This is a genomic window from Spirosoma sp. 209 (assembly GCF_002006735.1).
In the GTDB taxonomy this organism is placed as follows: Bacteria; Bacteroidota; Bacteroidia; order Cytophagales; family Spirosomataceae; genus Spirosoma; species Spirosoma sordidisoli.
The window spans coordinates 1-15,309 of sequence record NZ_MVEC01000005.1 but is presented as its reverse complement, the minus strand read 5'-3'; the positions used below and the strand labels follow the sequence as shown (position 1 = coordinate 15,309).

Below are 15,309 nucleotides of genomic sequence, written 5' to 3'. Positions count from 1 at the left end.
GGTTTGCGGTGTTCCGTTGCCAGTGGCAACCTGAGGCTCGCTCCCGGGCTGTCTGACCGCCCGACAGGTTCGTAAACCCTACGACGGGGACGAATGTGGGTCAGGGCCAACGAGACACCAGTAAACTACTAACAGGACCGCTATGAAACGGAGAGATTCATTAAAAGCGTTGTCGCTGACGGGCTTTGGGCTGGCGGTTGGTCCAACCGAAGCTGCTGTGCCGGCTCCCCCCGACGTAAAGCCACTGAAAATTCCCGGTGGCCGGCAGAAGTTCGAGGCCGAGCGGGACGCGAAGCTGATGGCGGAGAAATTCTTTACCCCCCATGAGCTACAGACGGTGACCGTCTTGTCGGATATCATCATACCGGCCGATGAACGGTCGGGGAGTGCGTCGCAGGCGGGGGTGCCGGCCTTCATCGAATTCATGATGAAAGACCAGCCCCGGAACCAGACCCCCATGCGGGGTGGTATCCGCTGGCTCGACAACACCTGTACCAAGCGGTACGGGAAGCAGTTTGTTCAGTGCACCAAAGCGCAGCAGATCGATATGGTCGAGCAGATCGCTTATCCGGCGCTGGCGAAGCCCGACATGACGCAGGGGGCTTCGTTCTTTACGCTGATGCGTAACCTGACGGCTTCCGGTTTCTTTACCAGCCAGATAGGAATCAAGGACCTGGGCTACGTCGGCAACACCCCCAACCAGTGGAACGGCGTGCCAGACGATGTACTCAAGCAGTACGGCCTGGCCTACGAAGAGCGCGAATTGAATCCGGGGAAATAACGAATATCCCACTCAAAACGAAGCGGCCCCGTTGATTAACGGGGCCGCTTCGTTTTGGAGCCTGAGCCGATTACCGATGAGCGGGCCGCAACACTGGGAACCGCTGTTGAAGCAGGTAGTAGCAACCGAACAGCAGGCCACTGAAAAACAGGTCGCCGACCAGTCCGTTCAGGAAGAACGAGGTGCCGTTGTAAAAAGCCAGCCCGGCGGCATAGCAGCTCATCAGACCAGCCGCCGTTTGCGGGTAGAACGAGCTACCGAACCATACGGCAAAATTCGTGATCAGAAAAAACAGTACCGACGAGGTAACCGAAGCGGCTGCTATCCGACCCGCCGTGGGCTGACGAAGGGCGTAGAGCCCAATCAGCCAGGTCAGGGCAAAGCTGGCGTATACGGCCGCCATACCACTGTGAAACCCGATCAGCGCATCGCTCAGCAGCATAGCCGCCAGCGGGGCTACCAGACCGAGCCACCGGCGTTCGAACGCGGCCGCACCGAATAAAGCAACAGCCGCTACCGGGGTGACGTTAGGCCAGTGGGGCAGGATCCGGAACAGGGCCGTAGCCAGAACGATCGTGGTCAGGGTCGTTAAACGAATGTGAAGCGGCTTCATGCAGAAGAGTCAGCGATTGATGTATTGAATCGTATAAGACGATCCGGTTAAAGTTAGTTTCGTAACGGCTCCATAATCGAGGTTGATCCGATACGCATTCTGCAAAGATAAATCCAGAAACAGACACAGCAAAGCCCGTATGACGCCCCCGTGCGAAACAATGCAGACCGACTGGCTGGTCGGCTGATCGGCCAGGGGCATGATCTGCTCCTGCCAGAACGAGCTGACCCGCCCGAACAGGTCGCTGAAGTTTTCGCCGTTGGGCGTGCGGACGTTGACAAAGTCAGCCATCCAGGGGTCCAGCTCCGCGCGGTCGATATCGGCCCAGGGTTTCATCTCCCAATCGCCAAAATGATACTCTTTCAGCCGGTCATCGTACTGAACGACAGGCTGATGGGCGTCGATCACGTTAGTCTGCCCCGGTGCCGTTTCGATGCGGCTACCGACGGAGAGGGCCGTAGCCAGATCGATGGCCAGGCGTTTGCACCGGCTCAGCGGAGACGAGAAAATGGCCGCCGGGTCGGCGGGCAGATGAAGCAGGAGCTTATCCCGCTGCTCCTCGTACACGTCGGCCAGCTCCACATCCGTTTGCCCATACGCCACCCGACGACCCACCGAAACTTCCGTATGACGAATTAAATAAACATCCATAATGAGTGATGAGTGATGAGTGATGAGTGATGACATTCATTACTCAAATCGATACCCAGAGCAGGGAGACGAAAGAGAGATAAATGATGACTTCGGCGAGTTGCTGGGTGGCCCCCAGGCAGTCGCCGGTGTAGCCGCCCAGCCATTTGTCGAAAAAATAGATCAGCCGCCAGCGTAGCAATAGCAGCGGGATCAGAAACAGGCTGTAGATCCAGAGGCCGGTCAGCGCGATCAGCGCCAGCAGGGGTGCGAGGCCCAACAGGGTGGCTATGGCCAGTTGCGGGCTGGTTATTCCCTGCGCAATGGGTTTGGCTTTGGCATCGAGGTCTTCGCGGGCATAGGGTAATGCCCGAATCACCGTAGCCGCCGTCAGCCGACTCAGGCTGTGCGCCGATACGTATTTGAGGGCCAGTACCCAGCTGAACGCTTCGACGGTCAGCATGGCCTGCAAGGCGAAGAACTTGACCGCCAGCAGCAGCCCCAGCCCGATTGTACCGTAGGTGCCGAGCCGGCTGTCCTTCATGATGGTCAGGATCTGCGCCTTGGTCCAACCCCCGCCGAACCCGTCGCATACATCGGCAAACCCATCTTCGTGGAAGGCGCCCGTGACCCATACCGTCGCTACCATGCTGAACAGGATGGGCAGAAACTGGGGCGGGAACAAAACCGTACAGAGCCAGTAGACGCCCACACCGATAGCGCCGACAATCCAGCCAATCAGCGGGAAAAAGACCGTAGCCCGGTTGAGGGCGTCGGCCGAATGATCGATCGATTTCGGCACCGGCAGGCGGGTGTAGAACATCAGGGCCGTAAAGAATAAGCGCATACGAGAAGGAAGAACGAGTACCTACGCCTGTAAACTATCCATACTGGCCATTTCGTTCAGCATACCCACCGCAGCCTGCAGGAGCGGATACGCCAGCGCACAGCCCGTTCCCTCACCCAGCCGCATTCGCAGGCGCAGTAGCGGCTGTACGTTGAGATAGTCGAGCATCAGGCGGTGGCCAGCTTCATCGGACTCGTGGCAGAAAACGCAGAACCGGTCCAGGTCGGGGTTGATGGTCCGGGCCACCATCAGGGCCGCCGTCGCGATGAACCCGTCGATAAGAATGACCATCTGCTCCTCAGCCGCCTGCAACAGTCCGCCCACCATGGCCGCAATTTCAAGACCGCCCATAGCCGCCAGTATCGCCAGGGGATCGGTCAGGTCGGCGTAGCGGTCGGCTACCGACCGCAGCACGGCCTGCTTGTGGGTTAGCCCGGCATCGTCGAGACCCGTGCCGCGGCCCACGCAATCGACGAGGGGGAGACCCGTAAACCGATGCATCAGCAGGGCCGCCGACGAGGTGTTACCAATGCCCATCTCACCGAAGCCTACGACATTGCAATTTCGGTATCTAACACCGTTAACCATCGTTTTTCCTGCATCCAGGGCCGCTTCGCACTCATCCGGAGTCATGGCCGGTTCGAGGTTCATGTTCCGGCTGCCGGCCCGTATTTTGTATTTTACCAGGGTCGAAGCACCCGGCGTACCGGCCTGCGTATCGAAGCTCCCGTTCACCCCGACATCGCAGACGAGCAGGTTCAGCCCGTTCTGTCGGCAGAAGACGTTGATGGCTGCTCCACCCGCCATAAAGTTGTGGACCATACCGTGGGTAATGTGGGATGGATAGGCGCTGACCCCTTCGGCAGCCAGGCCATGATCGGCGGCAAAGACCAGCACGTGTGGATGAAGCAGGGCCGGGGTTTCGGTCTGCTGAATGAGGGCAATCTGAACTGCCAGGTCTTCCAGCTGGCCTAATGCCCCGAGGGGTTTTGTTTTGGTATCGATCAACTGTCTGATCCGGTCGGCATGCATACGTTTAAACACAAAAGCTTTTACGAACTCAAAGGTCTTAAATGAGTTGTTAGAAACAGACTTAACAGCCCACATAATGGACAAATTACTGGAAATCGACTGGGATAGTGTGTTTATCCCCAGCAGCTCTGTGGCCGAAATTTTCGTGCGGGGTACCCTGACCTACCTGGTGGTGCTGGCTTATTTCCGCGCGTTCCGGCGCGGAACGGGGCAGCTCAATATCAGTGATCTGCTCCTGGTAACGCTGGTCTCCGACGCGGCCCAGAATGCCATGGCGGGCACGTACGAATCCGTCACAGAAGGGGTTGTGCTGGTTGGTACACTCGTTTTCTGGGATTACCTGATCAACTGGCTCGGCTACCGATCCGTGTTTTTTAACCGGGTGGCCTCGCCGGAGCCAGCCCTGCTGATCAAAGATGGCGTCCTGCAGCGCCAGACCATGAAGCGGGAGCTGCTGACCGAAGATGAACTGAAAGGAATTCTGCGCGAAAATGGAGTCGAGGACTACACCACCGTGAAGCTCTGCTACCTGGAAGGCAGCGGAAACGTTAGCGTCATCGAGAAAAAATGAGGGGATTTGGCGGCTATCGCTTCGCCTGTCAACCTACCGTTTAGTTGATTTATCCGGATAATGTTGGTAGGTAGATGGTTGCCGTCCTGTATTCCTGGTTTACCTTCCGGCACGAACGAGCCCGTTCCTGTCTTCGGGCACTCACCTATTGTCTCATGCGCATCTTTCATCGTCTGTTGGTAGTCCTGGTAAGCCTGAGAGCCGGGTCTGCTGTGGCCCAAACGACCGAACCCATCCGATACATCACCACCGTACCGGCTGGCCTGAGTCTGACCCTGGAGGGAACCCTGAGCCTGCCCGCTGACACCCATAAACCGGTGGCGGTCGTGCTGCTGATTGCCGGCTCGGGCGCCACCGACCGCGACGGAAACAGCCCGAGCCAGATTGCGGGCCTGGGTACGCTCAAAGCCGCTACGTATCGTCTGCTGGCCGACAGCCTGGTTAAAGAAGGGATTGCCGTAGCCCGGTACGACAAACGCGGGTCGGGGTCCAATACCCTGGCTAGCAGTGCGCTGATAAAGCCCGAAGACCATCGCTTCGATTACTATGTACAGGATGCGGTGGGGTTTATCCGGCAGCTGCAGGCCGACAAACGGTTTAGCCGGGTTTACGTTGCCGGGCACTCGGAAGGTTCGCTGGTGGGTATGCTGGCGGCCCGGGCAACCAAACCCGCCGGGTTCATCTCCCTGGCCGGAGCGGGACGTAATATTGCCGAGGTGCTCAAAACCCAGTTGCAGCAACTGCCCGAACCCGCCCGCGAGCTGGCCTATCGCGACCTCGACTCCCTGCGGGCCGGTCAGCGGGTTACGGCACCCGAAAAAAGCGCGCTGATGGTGCTGCACCCGAAACTACAGCCCGCCATGATATCCTGGATGCAGTACGACCCCGCCCTGGTACTCAAAGATGTGCCCGGTACTATCCTGATCATCAACGGCCGGCACGATCTGCAGGTGGCCGTTAGCGAAGCCGAAGCGCTGAAAGCCGCCCGCCCCGACGCCCGGCTGCTGCTGTTCGACCAGATGAACCACGTCCTGAAAGACGCCCCCGCCAGCGGGCTCGAGCACCTGCGAACCTATACGGACCCGATCTATCCGCTAACTCCCGGACTGGTTGCCGGTATAGTCCGGTTCATACGGCCGTAGCGCCTGCCGGGTCCGCGCCTGCTGGTGATCAATTGGCCGAGTAGTGATTGAGGTAAGCAATCAGCCGCTCGAAGTTCATCTGTTCATAGGGGTTCTGGGTCTGGCGGACCAGCACATGCCGATACGCATCGATGAGCCCGTCGAAATGGGGATTGTGGTTGAGTCGGGCCACGATCAGCCCTTTGTAGCAGCGGTGGGCCTGGTTGTAGACGTAGGGACAGGGCTGATTCGCCTGTTCGTTGAACAGCCGGTCGAGGGTGGGCAGGCTACAGGCATCCTGCAGAAAAGCGAAGCCGTAGGTATCGAAAAAAACGCGGATTTCGTCGCAGACCGCGGCCAGATCGGCCGGGGAGCCGATTTTGTACCGGAAATAGAGCCGCTCGGTGAACTTGCCGATGGAGATGATGAGGGTATTGGCATCGGAGCGGAAATCGACCAGGTTGTTGAGAAACTGCTGGGCGATCTGCTCCACCTGCTGGTTGCGGCAGCCGAAATTAACTTCGAGCAGCGTCTCGCTGTCGTAGAATGAGGGCGAGAGGATGACATTCAGAAACCCCTGCGGAGTCTGGTGGCGGTACTGCTTCTTTTCGGGAATGAGCGCATAGCCATGTCCGTCAAAAAAAGGGGTCAGCAGCTGGTAAAGGTTTGTTTCGAACGGTGTCAGTGTCATTGGTGATGAAGAGCGTAGGCCGGTACGGACCGGGGTAGCGGCATAACTAATTCAGAACGAATAAGTTTGCTATTCGGGCACAATATGACGACAAAAATGTGAGCCAATCAGTGAACCAAGCGGGTGGGGCCGATGTTGTTTATAGACACGCCCTGCCGGGTGTTCACACTGGGGACGACCGGAATTGACAGCTTGCTGAGGTCGCGTGTAAGCATGCCGGGAGTTGACGGTATTTCCCGCCCAAACAAATCGTCAAAACAATAACTGGCGAATATAACTACGCCATGGCTGCCTAATCCGGAGGATTAAGCAATAGCCATTGTCTCCCCGGCCTACGTGCTGCTGGCTGGATCAGGAGGCATCGACTCGCAGCGCTGGCTCAGTTTATGGTGTTAACGGCTGAGTAAGACACAAGCACCTACGGATGAGGGTTGGCCTGACGCGATCCTGCCCGATTCCCGACAATCCCAATCGCGGCTAAGCATGTAGAAGGCACGACGGGTTCCTTGACTGGACGAGAGTTCGAATCTCTCCGTCTCCACAAAATCCGAAAAAACCCCGAAATTTAGCTTATTTCGGGGTTTTTTGTTACTACAGTGCACCCTATAATAAATAGATGCTCCGCAACTTGCATATTATTGAGTATTATAAGAGCCATATCGCTTTATAAATAAACTGGACTAATTGTGGACAGTGTAAAGACCACACCAACCATAACCTTATTACGTCAATGATTGAGCAAATAGTTAAAATAATTTCTGATTATAGGGAAGATGATTTGTTTGTAAAAATAGATGAAGCACATGTACAAAGATGGATTAATCAATTCGATGAAGGCGATAGAGAATTTATTCTGAACGAGTTGCTGTATATCTTGCCAAAAAGCTATCTATCAAAAAGTGCTGCTTTAGATGAATTAGATACATTGCTTGAAACTTTGGCTGAAGATTATAAATATGATACAATAGAAAATTTCTTAGACCATACTGTCTTCTTAAGGTGTCAAGATGACTACAAAAGCCAATCTCAACTCCTTTTATTTTTAGATCAATTATTAGAAAGGGAATATGGAACATCCATTGACAATTGTGGAAATAAGGAAGTAAGGAACTGGCTTTATATAGATGATATACTAGCTTCAGGAGGAACGTATAAAAGAGATATACAACAAAAAATCGAAGAATATGGGAAAAGTGAATTTCAAAAAAATAATATACAAATTATAAGCATATTTTTCTTTTTACATGAATGGGGAAAACGGAACGTCCTATATAATTTGCAACGAAACTTAGGATATAGTTTGACTGATAGAGCTAAATTTTATAGAGTATTTACTATTAGTAATGACCCCATAATAAACAAGTATAACAAAAACCCGACTTTTAATCATACATACCCACTACAAACACAGGAAGGAGTTGAATTTTTGAATTTCATAGAAAAAGCTTTCGAAAGAAGCTATCCAATGACAAATGACCAATACGCTTTTCGTTCAGAAAGTATGCCAACAAAAGAGGATTTCTTTTCTAGCCCTGATAATAGAGATAGATACGAAAAAATTATCGTACAGAAAGGAATTGAAATAATAAAAAATATAGATAACTTAAGGGTTCAAGCGATAAGGCCTTTAGGTTTTACTCAACCAGCATATAAAACCCTAGGTACTGGAAGCCACTGCTTCACATGGAGAAATATATCTAATACATGCCCGTTAGTATATTGGTGGGAAGCAAACTGGTATCCTTTGTTCTCCGTTCAAAATAGAGGCAGATAATGAATGAGAATGATCAAATAAGAAAGTATCACAGAGATGACTGCATTACTTTCAAGAGCACTAAGGGTATTTATGGAGGGCTATCTAATATGGCTCCAGGGTTCCCTATTAAGATAAATGACTTTTATATTAGAAATTCTGAAGTTCTTTATCAAGCCCTTAGGTATCCAGATTATCCCGATATTCAGAAAGTAATTCTCGGCATGAATAGTCCTATGTCAGCTAAACAATATAGCCGTAAATTCATTCAGAATACCAGACCTGATTGGGATGAGAACCGCTTTAGGATAATGCGGCTATGTGTTGAAATTAAATTGGTACAAAACTGGAGTAAATTTTCAGTGATTTTAAAAAGTACTGAAAATTATTCAATAGTTGAGTACTCAACCGAAGATAAAATATGGGGTGCTTGCAAACATGGTGAATATTATATAGGTGTTAATGCCCTAGGGCGTTTATTAATGGAATTAAGAGAAAAGTTAAGACATGATATGTTTAGTTTAACCATACCTAATATTGATAATCTAACAATACTAGGTATAGATCTGAAAGAGGTTTTAATTTTTCAGTATAGTAATAGATAGATTTGTCTTAAATCATATCTTCGATTTTACTTCCTTAAAATCGAAGATATGATTTAACAGTTGCTTGTCTATGTCTTTAATCGAAGGTACATAAATAAACAATCGTCTTTTTGCTCTGCTAACCGCCACATAATTTACTCTATGTTCTTCCTCATCTATCAGATTTGGATTAGTTAAAAACATCAGGCTAGATTTTGCTTTAAGAGCTAAAAAAACATTATCAAACTCGTCTCCTTTTGACTTATGTATAGTTTTAAATAAACTTAAATCATCGGTATAATTTAAACACATAGCCAAACTTTTATATGTATTTTCTTCACAAAACTTCTTTAATGGTCCTCTAGATACTTTGGGTACCAAATAAATATTCTGTGAAACAAAGTTAGAAAACTCAAGAAAACTTTGGTCTCTAAAGCTTTCATAATGACTAACTAACAAGTAAAGAGCTTTTAGTGCTCGCTTGTTTCCTTTATCCGAATCCGCTTTATATAAAAATTTAATATGCTTCAAAGCATCTTTGTATTTCTTGCTATGTCCTAGCTCAGCCGCCCTAATGCAAGCTATAAGTATCTTTTTTCTATCATAGTTTGTGTCTTTTATTTCAAGTTCATCAATTAAGTTTTGATTAAACATACTACTTGCTTTATACTGTATTGAGTTTGCAGTTATATTGACTCGAGCTAATGAACAGATTTCTTCATTACCACAAATTGATGCTGCAAGTTCATAACTTGTAATCATATCCCCATAAAATATGATTGGTTTTTCACCAATGGTATTTTCTAAAGATTTTTGCTCTATATCTTTTCTGATATGATTTAGTACCTCTATGATCTGAATTGTACTCCGTCTATTAAACGAGATCTGATAATTACTTATGCCTGGTAAAGTGAAATTAACGAATGCTGAACTATTGACGCCTTGAAAACCATATATAGACTGAGCATAATCACCAATAATTCCAATCTTAGTTTCTGTCTCGCCTATTCTTTCAATAATTTTCATTTGTATAGGATTAGTATCTTGGAACTCATCTATAAGAAGATATGGAAACTTTGCTCGAATAATTTTTATTACAAAAGGATAATGCATTATTATGTTATAACTAAAAAATAATACGTCATCATGGTGAATAACACCTTGTTTCCAAGCCATTCTTTTGTACTCTAGATAAGCTTCATTTTTAATTGAGTATCCGTTAACTCTACTTTGTTTATCAGGATTGATAGTTAATCCTTTAACCGAGTCTAATTCCCATTTAGCTTTACTTAAAGCCAATACTATCTCACCCTTGTTCTTTAAATAATGTTGCCCAGTTTTATTTTTCCATTCTTCAATAAAGGTATAGTTTGATAATATTACGTCGTCGTGTCCATCTATCTTTTCATGATTTAAATTATACTCATCCGCAATAAATTTAACATATGGTTTTACAATATTTTTATACAAAAAACTATGAATAGTACTTACTTCTAAATTTTCATGTGAAGAGTCGAACCTCGATAATATTGCTTCTACTGCTACATTAGTGAATGTAATACAAGCTATTTTTCTAGTCTTACCTAATCTATCAGATTTAGACAAAATATTTTTCAAATGATTAATAAGCCAATGGGTCTTACCAGCTCCTGGACCCGCTGAAACCCTAAAATGTTGTTCAATTGAAATTGAATCGTCAGAGCTTATTTCGATTAACTGCATATCCATATTACAGAATCTTTTATATATTGTGGAACTTCAAAAAAATCGTTCATTCCGTTTTTTAAGTTTTCTTCCAGAGAATAAACCAACTCAAGCGCATTTTCACCTTTGTTAATTGAGTTTAAATACCGTGAGGCAATTATAGCTTTCTTTTTATCATTATCGTCCCAATTGCATTGGTTAATAGAATCTAAAATTCGACTATTTTCTTGAGAAGTATTCAGTATCTTACATAGAACTTCAAGTGTGTCTCGTTCATATGAATCCATTAAAGATATAATCTCATTTTTATTTGACATTGATTCTGTAATTAGTAGTTTAAGATTAGGATTGTGTAATATTAAGTCATACTCGAAAGTTTTACCAAATCTTTCGTCTTGACTATAAAATTGAATATTCTTACTTGTACTGTTGTAGGTATTAATAAACTTTTCGGCATGGTTTCTATACTCATAGTTCACCATATCTACATTATACTCAAATGGATAACACGTATCAAACGTTTTGTTTGGCGAAATTGCAGATTGTCTAACAGGGTCTCTATCAGTTAAACAAACAACCTTTTTGCCAATTGCAAATGACGATTTATTAGTGTCAAATAAATAAAGGAAGTGTTTAAAATATCTTCCTCCAACATTGATAATTGCTATATGCTTGTCCTCTAGAGATACGCCAATGTACTTTGCTAATGTACTTATTAAGAGCTGTTCCGCTAATCCTTCAACTAAGATTACCTTTTGTGCAAACAACATATCAGACTTTGTAGCATCTAAAAATCTTTCTACGTATGCTTTAGCTCTTCTACCTTCATCACTATGAGGGAATACTCTGCCAGGATATCCAATTTTCACTTGTCTATTTACTTCATATAAACATATGATTTCATCCAAAGCAACGACTGCAGTAATTTGAGTAGAGTGAGTTGTAACAAATATCTGTCTTACTTTTTTTCTTACGTCTCTATTTTCTCTTAAGAACTTTAAAAATTTGTACTGCATTGCAGGATGAAGGTGCGCTTCTGGCTCTTCAATAGCTAGTATCGGAAACACTTTTGCATTACTACCCAAATAATTCCCGTCAGAATTAACTTGCATTTTTGCGAGTAGCAAAGACATAAATATCAAGTTATTATATCCAAGTCCGTTGTGCGTTGCTGGAATTTTTATCCCCGTTTCATATTCAACTATAAGTCTCAACGCTGAAAATATTTCCACATCTGATAGACTACCCTCGAAATTTGGTGTAGCATTATGAAATGATGCACCTGTTTCGTTTGCGTAGGAAAGAATTTCTTTATTACCATGTTCCATTCTTTCTTTAATATTAGATAACAAGATATTAGCTTGATCAGAAAATAATTTTTTCTTTAATTTTATCTCATTTTTTTTCTCTTTATCATCTTTTAGTTTGTTGCTTTTTATTTCATAATCCATAAAAAAATCTAGCACATCACGTAGTAGAGTATTTCTACCTGTGAACATATCCCTTTCTACATCACGTATCGCGTCTAAAAACTGAAAGTCAAATTTCTTTAATAAGGAAGCGTCGGCCACTGTTTTATGTTCTGGAAATCCTCCGTAAATCTTATAGGTATAATATCTTATAAAATCGTGTTTAATAATAAGCCATGCTTGATTAATATCTTCCGCCTCAAGTAACAACTCTTCATATTCTAATGCCATTCTTTCCGGCAAAGAAAATTCATAGGTAAGTTTAGCTTCATATGGCTCATCTAGATTTGTCAGCCATTCACTTACTGTTACAAGATCATCTGAATTAAGGTCTTCGTCATTACTTTGTTTGATTGATAATTCAATAATTATTTTTGGTGGTGTATTCTTTAGAGTATCCAAATCTATATTCTTATAAAAGTCGTCTACGTCTAGCTTCCTTCCACCATTCTGGTCGAGCACTAGCGATAGGGCTTTTATTAAATTAGTTTTGCCAGCATTATTGTGGCCAATAATTACATTAATTCCGTCGTTAAACGAAATAACATTATCTTTAAAGTTTCTAAACCCTTTTACACTAATTTCAGATATATACATTACTAGTTTTGACGATTTTTAATTTATTCACATTATAAGTACTTAAACAGTCACGTTCATAATTTAATTCTATCTGAGGCAATAAAATGTTAAAAAATATTTGTACAAGCGTCAGTTTAGTATTGCAAACAGTTCTAATTATTGTATGACAGATTTAACCATTGCTCATCTTCCGATTGCCTGAGTTCGTACTCGCCTTAGCCTTTGATTCTAGTTCTCCTTGCTAAGATTGAACTATTGGCAGTTTTTACTCGTCCATTACTACCCTTCTTTGTTAACATGGTTGAGCCATTTGAACGTACATATTGAATCTATTTAGTGTCCTGTTATAAGTCGTCTTTGGCACTTTACACATTTTCGTTTAAATAAAGCTAATATAACTGATTCATTCTAATCCAAACTGTATTTTTTAATCTTTAGTTAATAGTACCTTGTATCTGCTTATAGATGATTCCTCTCCATTCTGTTTAAGTTAATCTTCTTTGTCACTTTCGGGTAGTGGTGCTTGGGCCGGTGCCGTCTCGTTCCTATTCGACTAGCTTTTAATGTACTTGAATAGGTCTGAAACTGATTCTTGCCGGTATTGTCTGCCTGTACTTAGATTGCTATTCACCTCTTATGTAACATTGTCCCATCGTCTATCGGAACAAACTTACTTAACCAAATTCAAGTCCCACTGCTTTCGCTGCTTTAATACATATACCTCTTTCAATCTCGCTTATGTTGATTTATGGACCGTTCCCACCTTTTAATAGATTGGCTCTAAAATCCCCCTGGCTGTCCGTTCGCTCCATTGCTGATACTACTTTATCTCTTATAACGACGGCTCTTAGATCGGGTGATTCACTAATGTTGTTATTTTGAGCTTTAACAAAGATCTAAAGCTTCATAGGGATGCTGGCTTTATGGAAAGTTGGCTGCTAGAGATGTTTCTATAAACCATACACCAGCTCCTTGTGATCCCGGGAGCTGCTCGGCAACAACAGACAGCCTCCCGCTTCCTTAATAGCCAAAGCTACCTGGTTTGATCGTACCGTCAACACGGTTAAGGGGGTACCTACATTGCCCGAGCTAAGCGCCTTGCTAGTTCATAGCTTGTCAAGAGCTACCAATAAGCTAATAGCCGTTTGTGGGCTATAGACAATTAATATCTTCTTCTAGGTGTCCAAAGGTGGAAACACAGATAAGTAGATTGGCTCCTATAAGACTATTGATGGCATCTAATGAGGCAGAAAAGAAGCGCGAAGGACTTCCTAGTCCGGAGAACCGTTGAAGATGCGATCGTAGCCATTTACTATCTCAGAGATGAACAAGTATAGGTTGCGTGGGTCATATACCTCATAGGTATGCCCAGCGTCGATAATCGTTTTAGTGAGATGATTTGAAGGGTTCGCTGTATTTAATACTGAAAGTTTCATTAATGGTTGAAGTGTTATTAGTTGATAATTGGAAAGTCAAAGTTAGGTTAGCGAATTACTTTCCAAACAGATCAGTTTGCACTCCTTTTGCACCTCCATTATTTGAAGCCGTATTCAGCTCACAATTCAAATCGCAAATTCATATATTCGGGATTGGCTTTCTGGAAATTTACAATACTGCTAAAGGGCGGGGTCAATAGACCGAAATAGGAGTGATTTAGCGCGTCATCAGATGTTAAATCACTGAAATGCAATGTTTTAACTATATCAGGGCTTTCTTATAAAAAAAGGCAAGTAGTGCTTAGCCTTACTTTTGTGGTTGACTAGACTACAAAACCATGACTACTCCTGCTTGCCCAGCTAAAGCTACCACCTTTTTCCGACTCCTTGAGCAAACACCTAACTTAGATCTGCGGGATAATCGAGGTAAACGCCATTCGGTCGCCTTGGTGCTTACCGGTCTGGTAGCCGCCCTCTGCTGTGGCCGGGATGGCAGTCTATCCCGGCTCCACCGGCATATGAGTAACCAGTTTGAGTACCTGCTGGAGGCCACTCAACTGACTGACCAGAAGGTAATTTCGCGCGCTCAGCTACCTGTTCTGCTGGCCAAAGTGAATGGCTCATGCTTTGCCAAACTGTTATTTGACTGGTTCGGCTTTTGCCTTGATGAGCAGCAGAAGGCTTGGTTCGCCGTCGATGGTAAAGAGCTGCGGGGAAGTATTCCTACCGGGCACACACGAGGGGAAGTATGTGTTTCGGCCGTCGCCCATCAAACCCAGCAGGTCGTAGGGCAAACCTATTACTGCGGCAGCAAAGAAAGTGAGCGACCAACGGTACGCCAACTACTGGATAAGCACTCTTTGTGGACTCAAAAGATTAGCTTAGATGCCTTACATTTGACCCCATTGACCTTGCGCTCGATTCATGCAGAGGAAGGCATTTATGTAGTGGGCTTGAAAGCCAATCAGGCCCATTTGTATCGGCAATGCATCTGCCGAGCGCTATTTTCTACTGAATATGAACGAGTTGACCTGGTGCAAAAGCATCATGGCCGTACTGAGCAGCGCATCTGTCGATGCTATTGCCTTAAATCGTTGACTTTAGCTCCACGCTGGCAAGGCACGGGTTTGGCAACCCTTGTCTGCGTAGAGCGGCATCGCCACCAAGCAGGTATAGACAGCGAGGAAACGAGTTATTTTGTGAGTAACGCTCAGCCCACGAGTCAGTCTGAGGCCGCTGAACTGTTCGATGCCATCCGCCAGCATTGGTGTGTTGAAGTGATGCACCATCAACGGGATGTAACCCTGGCAGAAGATGAGTTGCGAAGCAGTCAGGCAGCAATCAGTCGAGTTTTGAGCAGCCTAAGGACGCTGGTTATCAATCTGTTGGAAAAGCTGAATGTCAAGAATATGGTGGCTCAGTTCGATACCTTCGCCGATAAATTTCCAGCCTTGATCCAGTTCTTTACCCAACAAATGGTTTTATAAGAAAGCCCTGT

At 45.7% G+C, this 15,309-nt stretch carries 14 protein-coding genes and 1 other RNA gene; 7 read left to right on the top strand and 8 right to left on the bottom strand.

The features are described 5' to 3' along the window. Positions 1-142: 142 nt before the first annotated feature. Positions 143-781, top strand: a complete 639-nt coding sequence (locus tag B1C80_RS09950) for a gluconate 2-dehydrogenase subunit 3 family protein (protein WP_077920944.1) — start codon at positions 143-145, stop codon at positions 779-781. A gap of 70 nt (positions 782-851) precedes the next feature. On the opposite strand, the gene B1C80_RS09945 is transcribed toward B1C80_RS09950, so the two are convergent. From B1C80_RS09945 to cobT, 4 genes are read right to left on the bottom strand one after another with little or no spacing between them, the layout of a single operon-like run. Then, positions 852-1,394 (bottom strand): DUF6580 family putative transport protein, encoded by a 543-nt coding sequence (locus B1C80_RS09945; protein ID WP_077920943.1) that lies wholly within the window; start codon positions 1,392-1,394, stop codon positions 852-854. 9 nt (positions 1,395-1,403) lie between these two features. Continuing rightward, positions 1,404-2,045, bottom strand: coding sequence for an alpha-ribazole phosphatase family protein (cobC, locus tag B1C80_RS09940; RefSeq protein WP_077920942.1), 642 nt, complete (start codon positions 2,043-2,045; stop codon positions 1,404-1,406). Between the two features lie 43 nt (positions 2,046-2,088). Beyond that, entirely contained in the window at positions 2,089-2,871 is a 783-nt protein-coding gene (locus B1C80_RS09935; protein ID WP_077920941.1) for an adenosylcobinamide-GDP ribazoletransferase, read from the bottom strand. Positions 2,872-2,892: 21 nt separating this feature from the next. After that, entirely contained in the window at positions 2,893-3,903 is a 1,011-nt protein-coding gene (cobT, locus tag B1C80_RS09930) for a nicotinate-nucleotide--dimethylbenzimidazole phosphoribosyltransferase (protein WP_077921153.1), read from the bottom strand. A 76-nt stretch (positions 3,904-3,979) separates the two neighbouring features. On the opposite strand from cobT, the gene B1C80_RS09925 reads away from it, so the two are divergent. Both B1C80_RS09925 and B1C80_RS09920 read left to right on the top strand, forming a co-directional pair. Continuing rightward, positions 3,980-4,474 (top strand): DUF421 domain-containing protein, encoded by a 495-nt coding sequence (locus B1C80_RS09925; protein WP_077920940.1) that lies wholly within the window; start codon positions 3,980-3,982, stop codon positions 4,472-4,474. Positions 4,475-4,629: 155 nt separating this feature from the next. After that, the gene (locus B1C80_RS09920; RefSeq protein WP_077920939.1) at positions 4,630-5,616 is read left to right on the top strand and encodes a S9 family peptidase; all 987 of its coding nucleotides are present in this window, start codon (positions 4,630-4,632) and stop codon (positions 5,614-5,616) included. 28 nt (positions 5,617-5,644) lie between these two features. Here the strand turns inward: B1C80_RS09920 and B1C80_RS09915 are convergent, their stop codons facing one another. Beyond that, positions 5,645-6,286 (bottom strand): hypothetical protein, encoded by a 642-nt coding sequence (locus B1C80_RS09915; RefSeq protein ID WP_077920938.1) that lies wholly within the window; start codon positions 6,284-6,286, stop codon positions 5,645-5,647. Between the two features lie 170 nt (positions 6,287-6,456). On the opposite strand from B1C80_RS09915, the gene ssrA reads away from it, so the two are divergent. The 3 genes from ssrA to B1C80_RS09900 all read left to right on the top strand — a co-directional run bounded on the left by ssrA (position 6,457) and on the right by B1C80_RS09900 (position 8,644). Next, positions 6,457-6,830: a transfer-messenger RNA gene (ssrA, locus tag B1C80_RS09910) on the top strand. 186 nt (positions 6,831-7,016) lie between these two features. After that, complete coding sequence (locus B1C80_RS09905) at positions 7,017-8,060, top strand: hypothetical protein (protein WP_077920937.1); 1,044 nt, start codon at positions 7,017-7,019, stop codon at positions 8,058-8,060. Then, entirely contained in the window at positions 8,060-8,644 is a 585-nt protein-coding gene (locus B1C80_RS09900; RefSeq protein WP_077920936.1) for an NADAR family protein, read from the top strand. Before B1C80_RS09905 ends, B1C80_RS09900 begins: the two co-directional genes overlap by 1 nt. Before the next feature lie 12 nt (positions 8,645-8,656). Here B1C80_RS09900 and B1C80_RS09895 read toward each other — a convergent pair whose 3' ends face one another. From B1C80_RS09895 to B1C80_RS28980, 3 genes are all read right to left on the bottom strand, one after another. Then, the gene (locus B1C80_RS09895) at positions 8,657-10,345 is read right to left on the bottom strand and encodes a UvrD-helicase domain-containing protein (RefSeq protein WP_161492748.1); all 1,689 of its coding nucleotides are present in this window, start codon (positions 10,343-10,345) and stop codon (positions 8,657-8,659) included. Next, positions 10,336-12,393 carry an ATP-dependent endonuclease gene (locus B1C80_RS09890; RefSeq protein WP_077920934.1) on the bottom strand — a complete coding sequence of 686 codons (2,058 nt, stop codon included), beginning with the start codon at positions 12,391-12,393 and terminating at the stop codon, positions 10,336-10,338. Before B1C80_RS09890 ends, B1C80_RS09895 begins: the two co-directional genes overlap by 10 nt. Before the next feature lie 728 nt (positions 12,394-13,121). Continuing rightward, positions 13,122-13,244 carry a hypothetical protein gene (locus tag B1C80_RS28980; RefSeq protein WP_369822690.1) on the bottom strand — a complete coding sequence of 41 codons (123 nt, stop codon included), beginning with the start codon at positions 13,242-13,244 and terminating at the stop codon, positions 13,122-13,124. Between the two features lie 905 nt (positions 13,245-14,149). Here B1C80_RS28980 and B1C80_RS09880 point away from each other — a divergent pair. Next, the gene (locus B1C80_RS09880; protein ID WP_139361631.1) at positions 14,150-15,298 is read left to right on the top strand and encodes an ISAs1 family transposase; all 1,149 of its coding nucleotides are present in this window, start codon (positions 14,150-14,152) and stop codon (positions 15,296-15,298) included. Positions 15,299-15,309 lie beyond the last annotated feature (11 nt).